This is a genomic window from uncultured Phascolarctobacterium sp. (genome assembly GCF_934190775.1).
GTDB lineage: Bacteria > Bacillota > Negativicutes > Acidaminococcales > Acidaminococcaceae > Phascolarctobacterium_A.
On record NZ_CAKPTG010000023.1, the window covers coordinates 20,192 to 36,119 of the forward strand.

Annotated in this window: 18 protein-coding genes; 8 read left to right on the forward strand and 10 right to left on the reverse strand. The window is 51.0% G+C overall.

The genetic code is table 11. From position 1 onward, the window contains the following. Positions 1-98: 98 nt before the first annotated feature. Positions 99-1,508 (reverse strand): PLP-dependent aminotransferase family protein, encoded by a 1,410-nt coding sequence (locus Q0G26_RS10575; RefSeq protein WP_293830491.1) that lies wholly within the window; start codon positions 1,506-1,508, stop codon positions 99-101. A gap of 149 nt (positions 1,509-1,657) precedes the next feature. On the opposite strand from Q0G26_RS10575, the gene Q0G26_RS10580 reads away from it, so the two are divergent. Continuing rightward, positions 1,658-3,145, forward strand: coding sequence for an aldehyde dehydrogenase family protein (locus tag Q0G26_RS10580; protein ID WP_293830493.1), 1,488 nt, complete (start codon positions 1,658-1,660; stop codon positions 3,143-3,145). Positions 3,146-3,230: 85 nt separating this feature from the next. Here Q0G26_RS10580 and Q0G26_RS10585 read toward each other — a convergent pair whose 3' ends face one another. The 3 genes from Q0G26_RS10585 to Q0G26_RS10595 form a co-directional block, all read right to left on the reverse strand. Beyond that, on the reverse strand, positions 3,231-4,013 hold the full coding sequence (locus Q0G26_RS10585; RefSeq protein ID WP_293830495.1) for a pentapeptide repeat-containing protein: 783 nt from the start codon (positions 4,011-4,013) through the stop codon (positions 3,231-3,233). Further along, positions 3,976-4,695, reverse strand: a complete 720-nt coding sequence (locus Q0G26_RS10590) for an HAD hydrolase-like protein (protein ID WP_293830497.1) — start codon at positions 4,693-4,695, stop codon at positions 3,976-3,978. Before Q0G26_RS10590 ends, Q0G26_RS10585 begins: the two co-directional genes overlap by 38 nt. 78 nt (positions 4,696-4,773) lie before the next feature. Then, positions 4,774-5,256, reverse strand: coding sequence for an S-adenosylmethionine decarboxylase (locus Q0G26_RS10595; RefSeq protein WP_293830498.1), 483 nt, complete (start codon positions 5,254-5,256; stop codon positions 4,774-4,776). A 219-nt stretch (positions 5,257-5,475) separates the two neighbouring features. Here Q0G26_RS10595 and Q0G26_RS10600 point away from each other — a divergent pair, with 219 nt between their 5' ends. The 7 genes from Q0G26_RS10600 to Q0G26_RS10630 all read left to right on the forward strand — a co-directional run bounded on the left by Q0G26_RS10600 (position 5,476) and on the right by Q0G26_RS10630 (position 13,205). After that, complete coding sequence (locus Q0G26_RS10600) at positions 5,476-7,641, forward strand: ATP-dependent RecD-like DNA helicase (RefSeq protein ID WP_293830499.1); 2,166 nt, start codon at positions 5,476-5,478, stop codon at positions 7,639-7,641. Beyond that, entirely contained in the window at positions 7,641-8,366 is a 726-nt protein-coding gene (locus Q0G26_RS10605) for a phosphoribosyltransferase family protein (protein ID WP_293830500.1), read from the forward strand. Before Q0G26_RS10600 ends, Q0G26_RS10605 begins: the two co-directional genes overlap by 1 nt. Positions 8,367-8,376: 10 nt before the next feature. Then, positions 8,377-9,474, forward strand: coding sequence for an SLC13 family permease (locus Q0G26_RS10610; protein WP_293830515.1), 1,098 nt, complete (start codon positions 8,377-8,379; stop codon positions 9,472-9,474). A 144-nt stretch (positions 9,475-9,618) separates the two neighbouring features. After that, complete coding sequence (locus Q0G26_RS10615; RefSeq protein WP_293830501.1) at positions 9,619-10,158, forward strand: MaoC family dehydratase; 540 nt, start codon at positions 9,619-9,621, stop codon at positions 10,156-10,158. Positions 10,159-10,170: 12 nt separating this feature from the next. Further along, complete coding sequence (locus Q0G26_RS10620; protein ID WP_293830502.1) at positions 10,171-10,758, forward strand: biotin transporter BioY; 588 nt, start codon at positions 10,171-10,173, stop codon at positions 10,756-10,758. Between the two features lie 81 nt (positions 10,759-10,839). Then, a complete protein-coding gene (locus Q0G26_RS10625) occupies positions 10,840-11,976 on the forward strand; it encodes a thiolase family protein (RefSeq protein ID WP_293830503.1) in 1,137 nt (378 codons plus the stop codon). 5 nt (positions 11,977-11,981) lie between these two features. After that, on the forward strand, positions 11,982-13,205 hold the full coding sequence (locus Q0G26_RS10630) for an AMP-binding protein (protein ID WP_293830505.1): 1,224 nt from the start codon (positions 11,982-11,984) through the stop codon (positions 13,203-13,205). 134 nt (positions 13,206-13,339) lie between these two features. On the opposite strand, the gene Q0G26_RS10635 is transcribed toward Q0G26_RS10630, so the two are convergent. The 6 genes from Q0G26_RS10635 to Q0G26_RS10660 all read right to left on the reverse strand — a co-directional run. Further along, positions 13,340-13,663 carry a hypothetical protein gene (locus Q0G26_RS10635; RefSeq protein ID WP_293830507.1) on the reverse strand — a complete coding sequence of 108 codons (324 nt, stop codon included), beginning with the start codon at positions 13,661-13,663 and terminating at the stop codon, positions 13,340-13,342. Beyond that, positions 13,635-14,186 (reverse strand): thermonuclease family protein, encoded by a 552-nt coding sequence (locus Q0G26_RS10640; protein ID WP_293830509.1) that lies wholly within the window; start codon positions 14,184-14,186, stop codon positions 13,635-13,637. The genes Q0G26_RS10635 and Q0G26_RS10640 overlap by 29 nt, the downstream gene beginning before the upstream one ends. Before the next feature lie 106 nt (positions 14,187-14,292). Further along, positions 14,293-14,472, reverse strand: coding sequence for a YvrJ family protein (locus Q0G26_RS10645; RefSeq protein ID WP_293723511.1), 180 nt, complete (start codon positions 14,470-14,472; stop codon positions 14,293-14,295). A gap of 28 nt (positions 14,473-14,500) precedes the next feature. After that, positions 14,501-14,713, reverse strand: coding sequence for a DUF2922 domain-containing protein (locus Q0G26_RS10650; protein ID WP_293830511.1), 213 nt, complete (start codon positions 14,711-14,713; stop codon positions 14,501-14,503). A gap of 323 nt (positions 14,714-15,036) precedes the next feature. Next, the gene (locus tag Q0G26_RS10655) at positions 15,037-15,264 is read right to left on the reverse strand and encodes a DUF1659 domain-containing protein (RefSeq protein ID WP_293830513.1); all 228 of its coding nucleotides are present in this window, start codon (positions 15,262-15,264) and stop codon (positions 15,037-15,039) included. Positions 15,265-15,331: 67 nt separating this feature from the next. Further along, positions 15,332-15,928: N-acetylmuramoyl-L-alanine amidase (locus Q0G26_RS10660; RefSeq protein ID WP_293830514.1), on the reverse strand; the 597-nt coding region annotated here is incomplete at its 5' end.

Genomic DNA, 15,928 nt, shown 5'->3' on the forward strand with positions numbered 1-15,928 from the left:
TGCTTGCTGTGTACCAATAATACTGGATGTCCGGTTGAGATACAAAGTAAAGCGGTGCATGCTTTTTTAGTGTGCGCTTAAATCTGGTCTGTAATTATTCAGCTTATCTGGTTGCATTCGGGGAACAGGCTGCTTAATCTTTCTATTACTGCGGCGATTTTATCTGCTTCGATGGCAGCGTAATTGATTACGAGGGTACAGCCGTTATTTTCTTCGGTATTATGGCTGTAATCGGAATAGAAGGAAAGGCACATATCTGCTGCCAGTGCTGCCTTGCGCACTTCTGCTTCCGTCAGTTTGGTGTTGATATGCAGGACAAAATGCGTACCGGCGTTGCGTTCGGTAATCTGCGAAACAGCGGCTAGCGGTGAAGCGTGGATGGCTGCCAAAATTTTGTGGCGCTGCTCGCGGTAGTAGTTTTTCATTTTGTTGATATGGCGTTCAAAATAGCCTTCGGAGATAAAGCGTGCCAGCGTATATTGCTCAAAGCTGGATACGGTGCAGCTGTAAAAGCTCATGGTCTGCTCATAGCGCTCCAAAAGGCGCGGCGGCAGCACCATGTAGCTGATGCGCAGCGAGGGTACCAGGCTTTTGGAGAAGGTGTTCATGTAGATGACACGACTTTGCGTATCCTGTGCGTACAGCGGCAGGATGAAGCGTCCTGTATAACGGAATTCGCTGTCATAATCATCTTCAATTATATAGCGCTTGCGGATGCGGTTAACCCATTCAAAAAGCTCCAGCCTGCGTGTTACGGGCATGACAATGCCGGTGGGGAAATGGTTGGCGGGGGAAAGATGTACTACGTCGGCACCGCTTTCCTCCAGCTTGTCAATCATCAGGCCGTTGTCATCAATAGGGATGTACTTCCAGGGATTGCCGAAGCTGGCGGAGATGGAGGCGAATTTTTTATAGCCAGGTTCTTCGATGGCGAAGGTGCAGGCGTGGCCGAACATCTGCAGCAGGCGGCCGTAAAGATATTCCGTACCGGCGCCGATGATAATCTGCGAAGGGTCGACCTGCATAGCGCGGTTGTGTGCCAGATAGTCGGCAATAGCCTTACGCAGCTCGTAGACGCCCTTGTAGGGAACGGTTTTGAGCAGCTCTTCGTTGTGCACGGAAAGCGTTTCGCGCATCAGGCGTGTCCAGGTAGCGAGTGGGAAGTTTTGCAGGCTGATGCGGTTGGCCTTGAAGTCGGCAAAGTATTCGCGCTCCGCTGCCTCCGGCAGCATCGCTGCTGTGGCCTTGCGGCGCACGCGGTAGCTGCTGACGTCTTCTACGAAGTAGCCTTTCTTTTCGCGCGAGGTGATGTAGCCTTCTACCGCCAGCTGGGCGTAAGCGTTGGCCACGGTGATGATGCCCACGCTCAGATGCTGTGCCAGCGTGCGCTTGGAGGGCAGGCGTTCGCCTGCCTGCAGCCTGCCGCTGATGATGTCCTGACGGATGCATTGGTATAAGTAATCATAGAGCGGTGTGCTGCCGCGTTTATCTAAATCATATGTTAACATGAGTGATATTTCTCCTTGGTTCTAAAATATTTTTGCTTTTTGATTCTTTTAATAGAACCATTTTGATTATACAATAGTGACATCACAAAAACAAGTCCCATCACAATGGCGTGAAGGGCAAGAGCCAAATGAGGAGGTTTATCATTATTATGGAAAAAGTAAAATTACAAGCACAATATGGTTTATATATTAACGGACAGTGGCGTGACGCATCCGACGGTGCAACCTATAATGCAGAAAGTCCTGCGGACGGTAGTCATCTGGCAGTTTGCGCCCAAGGCAGCCGCGAGGATGTAGAGGCAGCTTCCGCAGCAGCCTGGGAAGCCTTCAAAACCTGGAAAAAGACCACTCCGGCACAGCGTGCTGCTCTGCTGAATAAAATTGCTGATATTATTGATGCTAACAAGGAGCATCTGGCAATGGTAGAAAGCATGGATAACGGCAAGCCGATTCGTGAAACTATGAACGTAGATATCCCGATGGCGGCGGAGCATTTCCGTTATTTTGCCGGCTGCATCCTGGCGGAGGAAGGTCAGGCATCCGTACTCAACGAACAGTTCCTGTCTATCATTCTGCGTGAGCCTATCGGCGTAGTTGGCCAGATTATTCCCTGGAACTTCCCGTTCCTGATGGCAGCGTGGAAGCTGGCACCGGTGCTGGCAGCAGGCGACTGCACCGTGCTGAAGCCTTCTAAGGAAGCAAGCCTTTCCATTCTGGAATTTGCCCGTCTGATTGACGGCGTACTGCCTGCAGGCGTGTTCAATGTTATTACCGGCGCGGGCAGCAAAACCGGTCAATATATGCTGGAGCATAAGAACTTTGCGAAGCTGGCCTTCACCGGCAGCACCGAGGTTGGCCGCAACGTAGGCCTGGCTGCGGCAGAACGCATCATTCCGGCAACATTGGAGCTGGGCGGCAAGAGTGCCAACATTTATTTTGATGACTGCGATTTTGATCAGGCTATCGATGGTGCCCAACTGGGTATTCTCTTTAACCAAGGTCAGGTTTGCTGTGCAGGCAGCCGTATCTTCGTGCAGGATACCATTTATGATAAATTCGTACCGGCCTTAGTAAAAGCCTTCAATAAGGTTAAGGTGGGCCTGCCCTGGCATGATGATACTCAGATGGGCTCCCAGATTAACGAAACCCAGATTAAGAAAATCCTGAGCTATGTGGAAATTGCTAAGCAGGAGGGCGCTACTATTGCCTGCGGCGGTGAACGCTTTACCGAGGGCGAGCTGGCCAAGGGTGCTTTTATGAAGCCGACTCTGATTACCAATGTAACCAATGATATGCGTGTAGCACAGGAGGAAATCTTCGGGCCTGTTGCCGTAGTTATCAAATTCCACGATGAGGACGAGGTTGTGGCTATGGCCAATGACAGTGAATACGGTCTGGGTGGCGCTGTTTGGACTAAGGATATCAACAAGGCGATCCGTGTAGCACGCAACGTGGAAACCGGTCGTATGTGGGTGAACACCTACAACCAGATTCCGGAGCATTCTCCCTTCGGCGGCTACAAAACCTCCGGCATTGGTCGTGAAACTCATAAGATGATTTTGAACCACTATACACAAGTGAAAAATATTATGATTAATCTCAGTTATGCTCCTTCTGGGTTTTATCCTCAGGACTGACGATTAATAAACAGGATCATTCCTGATTAGTTGCGCCAAAAAAGCTCCGGCGGTTGCCGGAGCTTTTTTGCTGAGTGGTTTATATTTATTTATCCAATTTTGCATTATCCAAAAATGCTGTGCCGAATTGCGTGTAGTTCATTTCCGCACCGCGCAGGTCGGCGTATTCCAAAAATGCTTTATCCAGCAGCGCCTTATCCAGCTTGCTGTTGTTCAGGCTGCTGTGACCCAGCTTGCTGCTGCGCAGGTCTGCTTCCGTCAGGTCGCTACGCTCCAGATGGGCACTGTATAGGTTAGCGCCATGAAAAACTGCGTTTTTCAAGCTGGCGCGGCGCAGCCAGCTATAGGGCAGGTTGGCAAAGCTGAAGTCGGCGTAGTCGGCCTGTACGCCGTCCATAGAGGCCTCCTGTGCCTTTGCCTGCTGCAGATTAGCGTTCAGCAGGTGTGCGCCACGCAGCTGGCAGCGGTTAAGATATGCTCCCTGCAGGCTGGCGTTGGTGAAATCGCTGCCGGAGGCATTGGCATAGCGGAAGTTGGCATATGCCAGGTTGGCACCGCGCAGACTGGCGTTGGGCAACAGAGCGCTCTGGAAGCAGGCATCCTGCAGCTTGGTTTTGTCCAGATTGGTATCATCAAGGCGTGCTTCCGTAAAATCGGTGTTGGTAAAGTCACGTCCGGATAAATCCATACCGGATAAATCAGCGCCGGAAAGGTCACCGCCGGGGCAGCTTGCTCCGTTCAGTACTGCGTTTAAATCACTGTTGCTGTAAGCAAGGGCTGTGCTGCTTATGCTGAGAGCCAGAAGCGCAAGCACAGTCTGGAAAATATTCTTACGCATTTTGCCCTCCTGCATAGCTTTCTGCTTCATCCAGCAAAAGCTCCAGCTGCTTGGGATCATCCGGAAGACAGTCGATTATCTTCCAGGGTTTGACTTCAGCAAAATCCTCAGGCTTATAGCCGGAGCCTTCCAAAATAATCAGGCAGGGTGCGCCGATGGCATTGGCACAGCGCACGTCATTAGGAGTATCGCCGATAAAAATCAGCTCGTTCGGCTTAGCTTCTTCGTTTTGCATATACAGACGGTGGAAGGCAACCTTAGCCAGCATTTCGCGGTTTTCGCTGATTTCGCCGAAGACGCTGTGTTCATGGTTAAAATATTGGTCCAGACCGAAATGCTGCAGCTTGAGATGGGCGCCGGTGCTGGTGTTGCCGGTGAGCAGGCAGTTACAGTAACGGCTGTCCGGCTGGCAGAAATATTGCAGCGTTTTCTCCACGTTTTTTAAAACGCGTCCCTTATGCAGCGGCAGCTGCTTGGGCAGCTCCATATGGTAGCGGATGAGCAGGCCTGCTGCTTCGGCACTGTTGCAGCGTCCGCGCAGACGGGTGACAACGCTTTTGATAATATCCGAGTCAGTGCGTCCTGCCAGGGATTTGTTGAAATCGAAGGCATCGAGAAAATAGTAGTCTTTGATAACCTTAATCATGGCATCCTTGCCGGCACCACCGGAAAGAATCAGGGTGCCGTCTACATCCCACATTAAATATTTCATGTGTAAAATCTCCTTTGAGTTAAGAAAAAACAGGGGCTGTTCATACAACCCCTGGAAAAGTTTATCTGATAGTCCCGTTTAGATGCCACGGGGCTTGAGCATCATTTTTTTCAGTTGAGCGCCGACGTTTTTGGTAACGTTCTGGGTACGGCGGATGAACTTGATGTTGGAGCGGTGGTTAGGCTTCATATCGTATTTGCTGCCGAAATCGCCGCGGTCCAGCAGGGTGATTTTAGCTTTGTCGCAGTCAAAGGCGTTGCGCAGATAACGTGCCATGCCTGCAGGATCTGCATCGTCGTAGCAGCTGAAAATATCTGCCGCGATAAAACCGAGCTTAGGATATACATGCAGAGTTACATGGCCTTGCTTGCAAAGAGCGGAGATAGAATATTCACTCTGACCTTCTTCCTGACAAACAAGCAGCTCGCGGCTGTTCATGCGGTATTCATCGCAGCCTTCCTGCAGCAGAGTCTTGGCCTTTTCGGTATCATTCACTTCATTTACGCCGCAGTTGTACATATCTATGGCTATTAATTTTCCTGTAAATTTCTTGGGTTGCATGTTTTAAACTCCTCATAGTTATAATTACAATAATACAATGCCGGCTCAGGCCTTATATCCATAAGGGCACTGCCTGCCGGAAGCAATATATAGTGCATATCTTATTCAATTATAGCGAAAATTATAATACTTGTAAAGTCAAATTGCTATCCTAATTGAGAAAACTATGTTATAATAATAGCTATAGTTAAAACATTTGTTTTGTATGGCGGTGAAAGAATGGAAAAGCTGGAAGCGATAGTTAACGATATAGTGTTTCAAAGCGATGACGGCATGTTCAGCGTACTGCGCATGGAAAATAAGGCGCAGGGACGCTTTACTGCTGTTTATCACGGCAATGCGCCGTACTTGGGCGAAAATGTTGCTATGGAGGGCAACTGGATTGAGCATGCCAGATTCGGCAGACAATTTGATATACAATCACTGCAGGTTTTGCAGCCAACTTCGGTAGCAGGTATTGAACGCTTTCTTGCTTCCGGCGCTATTAAGGGTGTGGGCCCGGTAACGGCAGCCAGAATTGTGGAAGTCTTCGGCACGGATACACTGGAGATCTTAGGCAGCTGCCCTGAACGTTTGGCGCAGGTGCGCGGTATCAGCGCCAAAAAAGCGGCAGCTATCGGTGAATCATATAGCCAGCTTTCCAGCCTGCGTGAGCTGATGCTCTTTTTGGAAGCGCATGGCGTGAGCAGTGGTTATGCTGCCCGCCTGCAGGCTGCCTACGGTGATACGGCGATTACGCGTATCAAGGAAAATCCCTACAGCCTGGCGACGGATATTACCGGCATCGGCTTTAAAACTGCGGACAGGATTGCTATGGCGATGGGCATGGAGCATGACTGCGAGGAGCGCTTGCGCGCAGGCATTGCCTACGCGCTGACGCAGGCAGCAGGTGTGGGACACACCTGCGTGCCGGAGGAGCTGCTGGTGCGTGAAACGGCAAGAGCGCTGGCGGTAGACAGTACTATGGTGCAGGATACTTTCAGCAAACTGATGGAGCAGGATATGCTGCGTACCGAGGAAATGGGCGGTATGCGTCTTGTGTATCCGGAATATCTTTATACGGCGGAGGTGCAGACGGCGCAGCGTCTGCTGATGCTGCGCGACCAGGCGAAGCCGGTGACGCGCGTGAATGCAGATGATGTTATTACAAGCTGGGAGTGTGATGCCGGGATTACGCTGGCGGAGGCGCAACGGCAGGCAATTTATGCTTCGCTGGAGCATGGTGTTTTTGTGCTCACCGGCGGTCCCGGTACAGGTAAAACTACTGTAGTCAAGGGCATTTTGAACGTTCTGGAGCAGGCTGGCTGTCGCATCCTGCTGGCCGCGCCTACGGGGCGCGCCGCACGCAGGCTGGCTGATTCTGCCGGTCACCCGGCAGTAACGGTACACCGTCTGCTGGAATACCAGCCTACGGGTGATGGCCTGCACTTCGGTAAGGATGACAGCGACCCGCTGGATGCAGAAGCGATTATTATCGATGAGGCTTCGATGCTTGATATCAACCTGACATATCATCTGCTTAAGGCTGTTCCCGGCGGCTGTCGCCTGATTTTCGTCGGTGACGTGGACCAGCTGCCGTCTGTGGGTGCCGGTTCAGTGCTTAAGGATATGATCCGCTCTGGCAAAATGCCTGTGGTACGTTTGGAAAATGTTTTCCGTCAGGCAGAGGTCAGTCCGATTGTCCGCAATGCGCATAAGATCAACCGTGGCCAGATGCCTGATTTTCTTGCTGGTGCCGGCAGTGAATTTGCCCTGCAGGAATTTATCAATGAGCAGGATGCTGCAGAATTTGTAGCGCGTACCTACGCCGAGCTTACGTCCGGCGGTGACTGGCGCAGTGTGCAGGTGCTGACGCCGATGCACAAAAATCCCTGCGGCGTACAGAATCTGAACAAGCTGCTGCAGCAATATATCAATCCGCCGTCTGCAACTAAGCCTGAGGTGAACATACCGGGTAATGTGCTGCGCGTGGGTGATAAGGTGATGCAGATTCGCAATAATTACGAAAAAGATGTTTTCAACGGTGATATTGGTCGTGTCAGCAGAATAGACGGAAAAAATGTTACGGTGTCCTTCCCGGAGCGTCCGGAGGGTAATTACGTTACCTACGCTCAGGGTGAGGTGGAGGAGCTGCAGCTGGCCTACGCTATGAGCGTGCATAAGTCGCAGGGCAGCGAATATCCCTGTGTTATTTTGCTTATGGTGCAGAGTCATTACATCATGCTGCAGCGCAATTTGCTGTATACGGCTGTGACCAGAGCCAAGGAAAAGGTGCTGATTGTCGGCAGTAAAAACGCGGTGCGTACCGCTGTGGAAAATGATAAGACGAAAAGGCGCTACAGCCTGCTGGCTGAGCGTCTGCAGGAAAGCAGCGAGGTGTTCTGATGCAGCGTTGGTTAAGAGATTTTGCCTATTACGGGCGCGTGGCGAAGGAGCTGATTTTTCCCCGTCGCTGCGCTGTGTGTGCGACTAATATTGACAATGCCTATGTTTGCGAGCAGTGCCGCAGGGAATATCTGCTGCAGCGTCAGCTGCCCTGCTGTCCGCGTGAGGAATACCTGGCGGGACAGGCGGCACCATTGCCGACGGATGTGCTGTACAGTGTGCTGCTGCTTTATAAATATGAGGGCGTGTTTAAGGACGCGCTGCATAAAATAAAATTTGATGGTGAGGCAGGCTGGCTGCCGCTATTGCGTGAGGAAGCGGAGCTTGCTCTGCCAGCGGCCAAAATGCGCTGGCTGCAGCAGTTTGACCTTATTACCTGCGTACCGACTGCGCCTGAGCGACGCAGGCAGCGTGGCTTTGATGTGCCGCAGGAGCTGTTTTCCGGTCTGTTGGAAGGACGCAGCACGGGCATGGAGGTTTTGCTGGAGCGTGTGCGCCATACGGAGCCTTTGTACGAGCTGAAGCCGGAAGAAAGAAAGCAGGAGCTGGCAGGCTGCTTTGCTCTGTTGCCTCATGCTAAGGTGCGCGGCAAGCATGTACTGCTATGCGACGATATCTATACTACGGGCAGCACGTTTGCGGAAGCGGCACAGGTGCTGCTGGATGCAGGTGCGGCGCGCGTATCAGCGCTGGCGCTGTGCGCGGCGCAGGCTAACTGGGAGTGACTTTTTCTTGATGCAAAAAATAAAGAATTATTGGCGGCGTGAGCCTGTTTTGTGCATAGCGGTTATTTTGGCTGCGGTCAGCAGCCTTTACAGCAGGCCGCAGCTTGCCTATATAGATTTTGACGTGCTGGCGATACTGCTTTCGCTGATGCTGGTGGTAGCGGAGCTAAAGGAGATACGCTTTCTGGATTGGCTGGCGGTAGAGCTGCTGAACAAATGCCGCAGCAAGCGTCAGCTGGAGCTGGTGCTGCTGGCAGTGACCTATATCAGCTCAATGTTCGTGACGAATGACGTGGCTTTGCTGACCTTTGTGCCGTTGGCGCTGGTTATCGGCAAAACCTTAAAAATGGATATGGAGCGGATTATTATCCTGCAGACGCTGGCTGCCAACCTCGGCAGTATGCTGACGCCGCCCGGTAATCCGCAGAATTTGTTTTTATATGCGCATTATGCTTATACCGCCGGCAGCTTTTTTGCCGTAATGGCTGTGCCGGGAATAATTTCGCTGGCGTATCTGCTGCTGCTCTTATTCCATGGCAAGGACAGCGTGCTGAAGCTGGAGCTGCCAAAGCTGCAGCAGCCTCCTAAGGGAATATTGCTGCTCTTTTTGGGATTATTGCTGTTAAACATCGGTGCTGTGCTGCATTGGTTCGACAAGCTGTGGGCTTTGCTGCTGACGGCAGGCGTAGTTGCTTTGTGCGACTGGCGTCGTTTGCGGGAGGTGGATTACAGTCTGCTCGTGACCTTCGCCGGTTTCTTTGTATTCATCGGCAACATCAGCCACAGTCCTGCAGTAAGCTATTTGCAGCAATCGCTGATGGGCAGTGCGGCAGGCACGTATTTAACCGGACTGCTGGCCAGCCAGTTCCTCAGCAATGTGCCCGCGGCCATGCTGCTGGCAGGCTTGACCAGGGAAGCAGACGCATTGCTTTTAGGTGTTAACATCGGCGGTCTGGGTACGATGATTGCTTCAATGGCGAGCGTTATTTCCTATAAACTTTATGCTGCAGAGCATCCCTCGCAGGCAGGAAAATATGTAAGAACCTTTTTGTACTACAATTTCTTAGGCCTGCTGCTGATAGGAGGAGCGGTTTACTTCCTTCTGTGAGCTGGGAAATGCTTTGCGGCATTTCTTTTGCTGTAATGGTAAACCAATAGTATGTAATAAGTTGACTATTTACATCACTTGCATTATAATAAAGCACGTGAAGCAGATAACAATAAGCTGCTCAGATGAAAGGAAAATGCAAAAATGTTAGAGCTTGCACATAAGCTGGCGGACAGCGATGCCAAATTCTTCGGCGGCTGGGTGCTGGCAGGAGCAGAAGCACATATTCATCAGCCTGCGGAGGCTATGGCGAATCAGGTGCTGCTGGCGAAGGAACGCAAATCAATCATCCGCGTAGCGGGAACTGCGGCAGACGGCAGTTTGACTAAGGAGCTGCGGGTATTTTTGGTGTTGCCTAAGCATAAATTAGGCACGAAGCCGCTGGAGCCCGAGGCAATTAAGGGCGACTTGCTGACAAAGCACACCTTTACAACACAGGAAATAGCAGATTATGTTGCCTATACCGGTGATGAAAACGTCATCCATAAGGGTGAACATCCCATCGTGCCGGGGCTGTGCATGGCTGCCTGGCTGCAGCGTGAGCTGGCACTGGAAACACTGGACTGGCGCATTACCTTTGTCGCTCCTGTTTACGCAGGCGACGAGTTGTGCATCTACAGGACAGAAGGACAGCTTGCTGCTTATGTGGGAGCAATAAATGTTTTTGTGATTAAAGAATTATAGTAAGGCTGGTGTATGGAAATGACAACTTCTGGTACAGAAATCAATAAGAATCATAGAGGAGCAAGCGTCAACAAGACTGCGGAAATGACTAAGATGGCGCTGATGGTAGCAATGAACTGCGTATCAGCATATATTATTATTCCACTGCCGTTTTCACTTTCTCCGCTTGCGTTGCAGACGCTGATTGTAAATCTTACAGGCTATGTGCTGAACGCTAAGCAGGCCTTTATGACCATGCTGGTTTATCTTTTGGTAGGCTTGGCAGGCGTGCCGGTATTTACCGGCGGCAGTGCGGGACCGGGCAAGCTGTTCGGACCTACCGGCGGTTACATCATCGGCTTCTTGTTTACCGCTGTTTTCCTGGCATATTTCAGAGGTGAAAAATACAGCTTCAAGCGTTACGCTTTGCTTGGCTGCGTTATCGGTATTCCGCTGATTTATGTGTTCGGCGTTGTACAGCTGAAGCTGATTACCGGTATGGGTTGGGATAAGGCAATTATGACCGGCGCTCTGCCTTTCATTCCGCTGGATATTGTTAAATGCTTGGCTGCCGCAGTTATCGCAGGACCGATTAACCGTATCTTTAATGATAACAGATAAATAAGGTATAATTTAAGAGCTGTCAGCTATTTGCCGGAAGGCAGGTGGCAGGCAGCTTTTTTCGGATATAGAGGTGTTAAGATGGAAAATGCATATATTTTAGGTGGCCTGCGTAGCTACGTGGGCGTAGTCAACGGTATGTATCGTCATATCCCGGCGGAGGTGCTGGGGGCGGAGGTGCTTAAGCAGGTGATGGAAAAATATCAGCTGAGCGCGCCTGATTATATCATTGCCGGCAACGGTGTGGGTGCCGGCGGCAATATTGCGCGCCTGATGGCTTTGACGGCAGGCGTAGATATTTCGGTGCCGGCCTTTACGGTAGATGTGCAATGCGGCAGCGGTTTGGAAAGCATTGCTATCGCTGCAGCCAAGATAAATAGCGGCGAAGCAGATGTAATTATTGCCGGCGGCTTTGAAAGCAGCTCTACGCAGCCAAGACGCGGCTATAATCCTAACCATCCCGATTATGCAGGCGACGACTGGTACAGCGTAGCCAAATTTATGCCGGGCATTCATCGCGAAACGGTAATGCTGGAGGGCGCAGAGCTTGCAGCGAAGCGCGAGGGCATTACCAAGGAAGAAATGGATAAATGGGTACTGCGCAGCCATGCGCTCGCGACGCAGGCGCGCGAGCAGGGGCTGCTGCAGAATATTATCGCTCCGGTCTGCGGTGCCGTTAAGGACGAAGGAATCAGACCGCGCATGAGCCAGCGTCTGCTCGACAGAATGCCCAAGGTGCTGGAGGGCGGCGAATTTATTACGGCGGCCAATTCCTGCCTGATTAACGATGGTGCGGCCTTTGTAGTGCTGTGCTCGCAAAAATATCTGCAGGAGCATGGCTTAAAGCCGCAGGCCAGGGTGCTGGGCAGCACAGCCTGCGGCGGTGATCCCCTGGTAAGTCCGCGTACTGCAATTACCGCGCTGCAAAAGCTGTTGGCAAAACATGGACTGCAGGAGCAGGATATCGCAGACTTTGAGCTGAACGAAGCCTTCGCTGTAATTGATGTGCTGTTTGCCCGCAGCTTTCCGCACAGCACTGATAAATACAATGTGTTCGGCGGGGCGCTGGCCTACGGTCATCCTTATGGTGCCAGCGGCGGCATAATTACGCTGCACCTGCTGGAAGCACTGCGCCAGAAGGGCGGACGTTACGGCGCCGCCAGCGTAGCTGCCGCAGGCGGCGTAGGTACGGCGCTGCTGCTGGAAAGAGTGGAGTGAAGCAAATGGATTACTTAACCTTAATTGCACAACAAAAACAGGACAAGCTCGCTCTTATAGAGGACGCAGAAGAATATACCTATGCCAGACTGGCGCAGGAGGCGCGCGAGCTGCGCAGTCGTGCTGATTTTAGCGCTCCGGCGGTTTTTATCCATGAAAGCAGCATCGCCCGTCAGTTAATCAGCTTTCTGGCCTATAGCGGTACAAAAACCGTGCCTATTATTGCTACCGAGGTAAGTAAAAATCAGCAGTTCAGCTGCGAGGCTATTCCCGAAGCGGCCTGCATGGGCGTTATGACCAGCGGCAGCACCGGCAAAAGCAAGCTGTTGTGGCGCAGCTATCATAGCTGGGCCGACTTTTTCCCGGAGCAGAACCGTGTCTTCGGCGTTGATGAGCAGACAGTGATTTTTTGTCAGGGAAGCCTGGCCTTTACCGGCAACCTTAATATTTATATGGGCGTGCTGGCTGCAGGCGGTACTTTGGTAGTGACGGAGCGCTTTCGTCCGCGCCATTGGCTGCAGCTGATGCAGCGCTATGCGGTGAACGCAATCTACCTGATTCCGTCCAAGCTTTTACTGTTGCCCAAGTTTCTGCGTGAGCCTGATTTGCGTGTGCGCAGTATCATCAGCGGCTCGCAGAGCATGGGCAGGCAGGAGGCGGACAAGCTGCTGCAGGTATTCCCCAATGCGGATATCACGCTGTACTACGGTGCCAGCGAGCTGAATTACATTACCTACATCAAGGCCGAGGAAATGACGGATGACCGCACACTTATCGGTCGTCCGTTCAAGGGTGTGCAGGTGAGTGTTTATAATGAAGAAATTTTCATTGATACGCCATATCATGTGGAGGAAATCTCGCTGCCGTTTTCGCTGAAGGACAGAGGACATCTGGATGCAGAAGGACGCTTGCACTTTTTGGGGCGCACGGACGATATTGTGAGCGTCAACGGACGCAAGGTTTCTGCTGTCAAGGTGTGCGCTGCGCTGACGGAGCTGGAAGGCATTGAGGAGGCAGCAGTCATCTGCCGTCATGTGGACGATGCCGATGTGCTTATTGCTTTTGTGGGGGCGGCGTGCGAATACGGCAAGCAGCAGCTGGTTAAGCTGCTGCGGCAAACCTTAGAGGATTACGAGCTGCCCAAGCAGTTTGTCTTTATGGAGCAGCTGCCACATAATGAAAGCGGTAAGGTGGATAAATTGGCGCTGAAGAAAATGTACTCAGAGTAATTTTTGAGATATCAAATAAACCGTCGTCAGAATTTGTTGGCTTGCAGGTTCTGCCGGCGGTTTTTGTGTTTAAGTTCAATATACGCAACAAAAATGCTCCGCTTACTCTTTTTCAAGGGTAGGCGGAGTCTTTTTTATTTATTGTTCAGTTCTATTGCCAAAAGTTTAATCTGCTCCTGCGCTTCTGCTTCCGTTTCGCACATGGAAAGGATGACTGGCATTTTGGACCAGTTCACAAAGGCCAGGACGAAGTAATGGTCTACGTATTTATCATTAGTATAAAAGTACCAGTCGCCGGTTTCATAAACGAGGCTGGTAATCGTATCGCTGTTGATGTAATCAGGGAAGCGGTTCATGTAATCCCAATGGTTATCTTCGTAAGCGATTTCATCGAGTGTATTGTCCGTCAGCTCCAAATCGTCGGGGTAATCAGGCTTGGAAAAGGTCTTTATGAACATTGCTATGTCTCCTTTTGGCGAGATTATGGCGATAATCCCACGGTGTTTCTATATTATCCTGCGCCCACAAGCTTTGGCGGTGGCGCTTGGCAGCTTCTTCAAATTTATCATATATTTCGCAGTTATCAAAGTTCATGTGGTAATGCATGGCCATGCCTTTTCTGAGCATTTCGGCGCTCACGTCCTTTCCATCGCAATTTACAAAGGCAACCTCGCGGTTATACTTATCAATGCAGTGCACCTTCAAGCTGACAGTGCCTTCTTTAAGCAATTCGCTTAAGGCTTTGGTTGCTTCCGCGCCAAAGGGTTGTTCCTTTTCCGGAGCATCTATCATAGCGAGGCGGATGCGGTGAAAGCAGCCTGTATTGTCATAGACTGTGATTGTGTCGCCGTCGATGACGCGCACTACCATGGCAGTGTAGCATGTGCCGGGAAGCGGTTGCGCTTTGACGACGGTGGCCATGAAGATGATGGCGAAGCCTAAAAGAAGAAAGAGGATATAACAGATGATTTTATAGTTCATTTTGTTGTTCCTTTCGAGATTTTTTATAAAAAAGAGAGGCTGCCGCACTTTTGTACGACAGCCCCTGTGCCATATGATTAGTTATTTAGTATATTGCTTGTATATACTATTGCTGTTGTACATATGGAAATTGCATAACGAGCCTGTCCTGCAGCACGTGGGTGAGGCTTTCGATATTAGCACTCAGCTTTTCTATTCTGCCTTCCATACGGACCAGAAGATACGAGCTGACGAGCATGGGAAAACCATAATCCGCTGCTGCGGAAAGCAGTCTTTCAAATTCCATGAGAATCACTCCTTAGGGGGTACGCCGATTAGTTCAACACTTCGACGTTACGGTTGACCACACGGGCTTCCACCGCCTGCACCAGGTCGCCGCCGATGGTTTTGAAGACGTTGGCTGCGATGATTTTTTGCATTGCTTCGTCAGTTTGGGCTTTAGTCAGACCTTCTTTCGGGTTGGCGATGGTGATGAGTTTGGTGCTGCCAGCAGCGTTTTTGAATACTAATTGCAGGGATTTTTCCATGATTTTTGTCTCCTTTACTTGTTGCAAATTTTTGATTTGGAAATTTGGGTTTGGAAATTTATTTCTCTTGTTAAATTAGGAGTATATCGGAGTATAGATGAGTAGTAGAGAGATAGTAGAGAGCCTCTCCTTGGGGAGAGGTGGCATCGCGTAGCGATGACGGAGAGGGGATTAGCCAAGCCAACGCTATTCGTAAGCGTGGAAACAGCAGGCCCCTCTCAGTCGCCCTGACGGGCGCCAGCTCCCCCCAATGGGAGCCTTTTAGTTGCTGCCTGAGAAGTCATATTGCCTTCTGACGGAGAGTATCTCTTACTCTTTTACGCTTACGCTTCCGCCAGCTCGCTCTTTTCGGTCAGCTCAATATCCTTGAAGCCTTTCTCCATCAGACCGCCGATAGCAGTGCCTGCCTCGTACACCTTGTCCAGTGCAGCGTCAGTCTTGATGCCGTTGAAGCTTTTGCCCTTGTACTTGGTAGTACCGTCGGTATTGAGGCCATCCTCCACGTTGATGACCAGAGTGCGTTTCATGATTTCCTGATTGATGTTTGCCATAGTTGAGAACTCCTTTCGATATTAAAAAAGATTGATAGATGAGCGGTGCAGGCTGGGGTGTTAGCCTTTACGCCGCCGCAAGGTGCGTCAGCATAGGATCTTCAGGCAGCTGCAGCAGCTGAGCTGTGAGCATCGCCTTGCTGTACGCTCTGGCCTTTTTACGCAGCACCACACCACCGGGGCACAGGTTCTGGCAGTCCGGCAGGTCGGTGAGTCGGTACAAATCCCAACGCATGTCTTCTGGATGCTTAGCTGGACCATAGTCGTCCTGATCGGCAACCTCAGCATGGGTTCTTACTGTGTCAAAAGAGATTTCCAATTCCAGCTCCCGGCACAGGATAGCGACAACAATCGCCATCTGTTCAATCTGCAGCGCAGTTGGGGGACATAACCCCTTATAATCCGGGATACTCTGATAATTAAGAGTAGCGTCAAAAGCACAGCAGAGGGTGATGCCAACGGCACCGGTGTTGCGATGCCAGGTGTGCTCCTTATATTCGCGCAGAGTTCTGCAGGTGAGGTAAATTTCGCCATGCTCATCAATGTTGATGTGGTAGTCGTCGAAGACCTGACCGTAGGTACCTGCTGTCCAGTGCAAAAATAAGTGTTTGATGCTGCCTTTGGCCTCAGCGGCCACAACGCGCAGCTCGTCATGATTAATCTT